The organism is Phascolarctobacterium succinatutens CAG:287 (assembly GCF_000434895.1).
GTDB classification, from domain to species: domain Bacteria; phylum Bacillota; class Negativicutes; order Acidaminococcales; family Acidaminococcaceae; genus Phascolarctobacterium_A; species Phascolarctobacterium_A succinatutens_A.
The window spans coordinates 21,093-27,304 of sequence record NZ_FR892739.1 but is presented as its reverse complement, the minus strand read 5'-3'; the positions used below and the strand labels follow the sequence as shown (position 1 = coordinate 27,304).

The window sequence follows — 6,212 nt, the reverse complement described above, 5'->3', positions numbered from 1 at the left end:
TTTAGCGGTGTCCAGAAAACTGGGTACATATCATTTTTTGTATCCTGCAGATTACGTTCTTTAAATTTATTAATATCTTCTTCCGTAATTTCTCGTTTCAATAGCTTCTGACGTTTTTTATAATCTTTTATATTGCTTTGTGCCCAAATCATAAAATTCTCAGCTGCTTTTGCGCCAAATTTACTTTGGAGATAAGCAATAGGAAGTCTATTGCTTTTGTCGCGGTTTTCATCCGAAAAAATGAGAACCTTATTTTTGAAGCTGTCATCAAAGCTTATGCTATAGGGAACGATGTGGTCAATATCTACATAACCGGGCTCAAAAAGGCGGTTTATACTTATTGCTTTCTGGCTGTAGGGGCTTCTGCCATCCTGTTCTTCCCAAAGCTTTAGCTTAATTAAATCCATGCCGCTTGGATTTGACTTATGGAATTCTGTACGGATACGTTCCATAATACGCTCGTTTTTTGCTTGGTTTTCTTTGTTTGCTTTATCAATCTGAGTACGTTCGTCAAAGCCTTTGGCCATTTCACGTGCTAATTCAATGTTAATATAAACCGGAGAACATTTTTGCTCTCTGATAATAGCGTTAATGACCTTGATGCTTTGAGCAATAGCTCGTCTTGCTACAGGACTGGTTATATCGTCCATCTCTTCCTTGTATGCAGGTAAAAGCTCAGTTTTTTGTGTGTTGGCATGACCTTTAAAATCATAACCGGCAGCAGCACATGCTTCGTTATAAATTTTACCTTCTTCAAGATAGGGATTTATTTTGCGTAATGCTTTGAGAGAAAGATGGGCAAATTTTGATAAGCCGTTAATGCCAAGTAATGCATCAATAATTTTCTTTTCTAAGCCTAGTGCAGAAAGTTCCTCGGTACGTTTGTTATCGCTTTTATATGTGGAAAGTATCTGACCGATATTGTCTAGTTGTTCTGTCGTAAGTTTCTGCATATCTTCTGCCAAAGCTTTTTTGATTTGATGATAGGCTGGTAGAAAATTAAATTTTGTTTTCTTTTCTATTACGGTTACATCTTCGTTGTAGGTAATGGTATTGAACAATACCTTTTCGTCTAAGCCTAATGCCTTACGGATATGAGAATATCTCAAATCTGCTTTTTCATGTGCTAAAGCAATTATTTTTTTACGCTGCTCGTTATCAAGCGCGATAGATTTTCCTTCAAGCAATAAGCGCAAATGATTAACTTTTTGCAGCAAGTTGAAGCGTTCAAAAGAATAGCTTGCTTTGGCTGCTCTATGTTCATTCGGTTCAAAGGTACATTTGCCGATTATATTGGCTATCTGGTTGCCTGCATAGGGACTTGGTTCGCCGGGACCTTCATCAAATTGCCTTTGGCTTAAGAGAATAGATAAATATTTGTCTATAAAATCTTGAGTACAAATATCGTTGCCTAGAGCAAATTGCTTTTCAAGAATAGTTCTGGCTTCGGCAGCAATCATATCTCTATGCACTGTAGTAAGGTATGTGCCGCCTTTATTGCGTTTGTATTTTGAGAACAAATCATCTTTATAAAACATTTCGCCTACAGTACGATAATGGTTTTCCTGCATGCGTTTTGTGTTTGCGGAAACTGCTTCCAAAAGCTGGCCTGCTTCCTTGTCGTTGGCATCAGATTTTCTGTTGGATTTAAAACCACGTCTTTGTGCGAGATGTAATAAAATTCGTGTAAGCTCTGCATTAGTTACAGAATAATCAAGGGCCTTTACACGTAATTCGTATACATCAGAAAGATTACCATCATATAAATGCAAAAGCTCATCTTTTGTTATAAGCTCGGTGTTAATCAAAAGATTTTTTATACGCTCCAAACGATGATGATGTCTGCGCAGGCGTCTGCGGACGCTGCGGGCTTCACGACGTGGCAAGGCTAAGGAGGCACCGTCCTTGGGATTTTCTGCTACATCAAAGATACGCGAACCAAGGCGGATAATTCCCCACGGGTTTTCTTCGTGATCTAATGCTAAAACGGCATAGCCGACAGATGCAATTCCGATATCAAGGCCTATTGCATATTTCATTCTCAACATCCTTTCTTATTTGGGCGTGTAAAAAGATAACGCCCTGCCAGATGGCAGGGCGTTAGAGCTTTTCGGTGTGTTACCTTATCATAGTAACCCGATAATCCTTGGTATGGTATAAGGATTGATTTAAGTATAACACGTCTGCCTCAAATTGTAAATCTCAAAATAAAATATATTTTTATAATTCTAGATGAAGCTATATAAATCCTGCTATACTTATGAAAAATAATACAATATTTTAAGCGAAAATGAAAAATAAAAAGTTAAGATATTTCATAAAGAAAATCGCCTGCCGGAACAAGAATATACTGTAAACCGTAAAATGCAGCAGGTAACTCGTAACTTTAGCGTTTTTCTTCTTTTTTACTTCGCTGTCGCCAGCATCAGCTTAATGCGGTTTTCCTGATTTACGCGGGCAGCGCTGGCATCGTAGTCCAATGCCAAAATATTAGCCTCCTCGGCAATCTCCTTGATTTTGTTAATCATACCGCGGCCTGCGATGTGGTTAGGCAGGCAGCCGAAGGGCTGAGCACAGATGATATTGGTGTAGCCGCTGTGTACCAGCTCCAGCATTTCGGCAGTAAGCAGCCAGCCTTCGCCCATATTATTGCCGTAGCCGATAACGCCCTTAGCCATAGCCTTGGTTTCCTCATAGGTGGCGGGGGCGCTGAAGGGAGCGATACTGAGAGCCTGATGCAGGATGCCTTCCATATATTTTAAATACCACATAGCGCCCTTGTTGACGCTGTATTTGAGCAGACTGCCGCCGTAAAGCTTATAGTCTGTAAGATAAGTATCAACACAGTACATGATGAAATTCATCAGACCGGGCAGCATATATTCGCAGTTCTGACGCTGCAGGAAGGCTTCCAGATTGTTGTTGCCCAAAGCGGCATATTTGATGTAGATTTCACCGACAATACCGACCTTAGTTTTTTCCTTGTTGGTTATAGGCAAATCCGCAAATTCGTGCGCAATAGCCTTAGTAAGCTGCTTGATGGTACCTAAAGCCTGCGCCTTGCCACTCTTGAAGGCTTCGCTTAAGCGTGCCAGCCATTTTTGCGCCAGTCTGTCGGCAGCGCCGTGTACAACTTCGTAGGGACGTGTTTTATTCGTCAGGTACATCAGGGTATCGCCGTAAACAACGGCAGCCAAGAACTTATGCACCATGGATGCGTCCAGATGGAAGCCGGGCTGCTGCTCCAGACCGTTGACGTTGAGGCTGATGACAGGGATGTGCGTAAGGCCGGCTTTTTCCAAAGCCTTGCGCAGCAGGTAGATGTAGTTGGAAGCACGGCAGCCGCCACCGGTTTGAGTGATAATCAGCGCAGTGTGCTCCAAATCATATTTGCCGCTTTCCAGAGCGTTTATCAGCTGGCCGATAACCAGCAGCGCCGGATAGCAGATATCATTGTTAACGTATTTCAGACCGGTTTCGATTACCTCGCGGCCGGTATTGTGCAGAACCTCGGCTTTGTAGCCGCAGCTTACGAGTGCTGCCTGCAGCAGTGAAAAATGCATAGGCAGCATGCCGGGTATAAGTATAGTATGCGTTTTTTTCATATCCTCCGTGAAGGGGGTAAACTTAACGTTAGCTGCTGGTAGCATATGCAAATCTCCTTTAATTATTATCTATATCGAAAAGCTGGGCTGCGGAAAACAGACTGCGGATGCGGATTTTGGCAGCACCAAGGTTGTCGATATCGTCTATTTTTATTTGGGTATAGATGCGTCCGCGTTCTTCGAGGAGGCGGCGGCATTCATCGGCCGTAATCGCATCGCAACCGCAGCCGAAGCTTACAAGCTGAATCAGATGCATATCAGGATTTTGGGCAACATATTCGGCTGCCGCATACAGGCGGCCGTGATAGGTCCACTGGTTGAGCACCTGCAGGTCGCGGTTGAGTTCCTTGGTCTTAATATGACTGCTTACGGCATCCTCGCTGACGAGGGCAGCACCCATGTTAGTAATCAGGCGGTCGATACTGTGGTTGACCTTAGGGTCGATGTGATAGGGACGGCCTGCCAGTACAACGATAGGCTTATGCTCTTCGCGTGCCTTGCTGATGATTTCCTGTCCTTTAGCCTTTACCTGCGCTTCATAGTCATAAAAGGCAGTAAAGGCAGCATCAACTGCCTTGCGGATTTCCTCCTTAGTGATATCCGGATAAACCTTGGCAAACATTTCCTGCAGCTTTTTGACCAGCTTCTTTTTATGCAGCAGGCCAAGATAATCATAGAAGAAATGTATCTCGGGCTTATTCAGATCACGGATATTGGCGTGCAGCACTTCGGGATAATAGGCTACGACAGGGCAATTATAGCAGTTTTCAGTGCCCTGTTCATCTATATTATAGGTCATGCAGGGATAGAAGATATTGGTGATTCCCTGCTGCAGGAGCCATTTGATATGACCGTGCATCAGCTTGGCCGGATAGCAGACGGTGTCGCTGGGGATGGTTCCCTGACCAAGACGGTAAATGTTTTTGTCTTCAATCGGACTGTGAACTACCTTGAAGCCCAGGCTGGAGAGTAAGGCATTCCAGAAGGGGAGCAGCTCATACATATTCAGACCCATAGGTATACCCATAATGCCGCGTTTAGGCGTTTCGTTAACAGGCAATTCCTTGAGCAGCTGCAGCTTTTGGCGGTACAGGTTCAGCTCATCCTTGGGTGCCATGTGGGTGATGGGACGCTCGCAGCGGTTGCCGCTGATAAAGCGTTTGCCGCCGGCAAAGGTGTTGACGGTGAGGTGGCAATGGTTATTGCACAGGCCGCAGGTCATACCCTTGACGGTATGAACGAATTCACCCAGCTGTTGCAGGTTGAGCAGCGTTGTCTGATGCGGTGCGTCCTTGTAGCGGCGTTGTGCGTACAGAGCCGCGCCGTAAGCTCCCATAAGGCCGGCAATATTGGGACGGATAACGTTCAAATCCATTTCCTGCTCAAAGGCGCGCAGTACGCAGTCATTGAGGAAGGTGCCTCCCTGAACTACGATGTGCTTGCCGATGGCCTCCTTGCTTGCCGGACGGATAACCTTATATAAAGCGTTTTTGACAATACTGATGGACAGGCCGGCGCTGATGTTGGCAACAGAGGCACCGTCCTTCTGTGCCTGCTTAACGCTGCTGTTCATAAACACGGTGCAACGGCTGCCAAGGTCTACCGGCATATCTGCTTTAAGACCGATTTGTGCGAACTGCTCGGCTGTGTAGCCAAGAATTTCGGCAAAGGTCTGCAAAAAGCTACCGCAGCCGCTGGAGCAGGCTTCGTTCAAAAAGATATTGTCGATGGCACCGTTATGGATTTTCAGGCACTTCATATCCTGTCCGCCGATATCAAGAATGAAATCTACCTCCGGCTCCAGATATTGGGCAGCATAAAAATGTGCCATGGTTTCAACGATGCCATAGTCAACACCAAAGCCGTGGCGAATCAGCTCCTCGCCGTAACCTGTGACTGCACCTGCCAACAGGCGGCAGGTGGGATATTTTGTATAGAAATCGGTAAGATAATTGCGGACGGCAACAACAGGATTACCCTTATTGCTTTGGTAGAAGGAGTCAAGCAATTTGCCGTCTGGACTCATAACAGCGATTTTAATGGTCGTGCTGCCGGAATCAATACCGATAAAGGTTTCGCTAGCCTCCGCAGGGGTACCGATAGCGACACTTTCTTTAGAGTGACGCTTTTTGAAAACAGTATATTCGCCCTCATTTTTAAAGAGTGGCGGCAAATGCTCAAAGCTGTGCTGCGCTGCTGCTGTACGCAGCTTGTCGGGCAACGTGGTAAGGTCCACCTCGTGCTCGGCGCAGAAGGCTGCACCCATTGCTACATAAAGCAGGCTGTTTTTAGGGCAGATGCCCTTGATATTCAGAACACTGTCAAAGGCATCGCGCAGACAGCTCATAAAGGTGAGCGGACCGCCAAGATATAGCACATTACCGCTGATGGGACGGCCTTTGGCAAGACCGGTGATGGCCTGGCTTGCTACAGCGTGGAAGATACTGGCTGCCAAGTCGCTTTTTTCCGCACCCTGGTTGAGCAGCGGCTGGATATCGCTTTTGGCGAAAACGCCGCAGCGGCTGGCGATGGTGTAGGTGTTGTGTGCCTGCTGTGCCAGCTCGTTCATCTGGGGTGTTTCTACGTTCAGCAGGGAAGCCATCTGGT

3 protein-coding genes are annotated in these 6,212 nt (G+C 45.8%); all 3 read right to left on the bottom strand.

Annotated features, from left to right (window positions below; genetic code table 11):
• The coding region (cas9, locus tag BN587_RS00170; protein ID WP_044483857.1) for a type II CRISPR RNA-guided endonuclease Cas9 at positions 1-2,039 on the bottom strand (2,039 nt) is incomplete at its 3' end.
• A gap of 366 nt (positions 2,040-2,405) precedes the next feature.
• Positions 2,406-3,650 (bottom strand): 2-hydroxyacyl-CoA dehydratase, encoded by a 1,245-nt coding sequence (locus BN587_RS00165; RefSeq protein ID WP_021719159.1) that lies wholly within the window; start codon positions 3,648-3,650, stop codon positions 2,406-2,408.
• 13 nt (positions 3,651-3,663) lie between these two features.
• The coding region (locus BN587_RS11245) for an acyl-CoA dehydratase activase-related protein (protein WP_044483856.1) at positions 3,664-6,212 on the bottom strand (2,549 nt) is incomplete at its 5' end.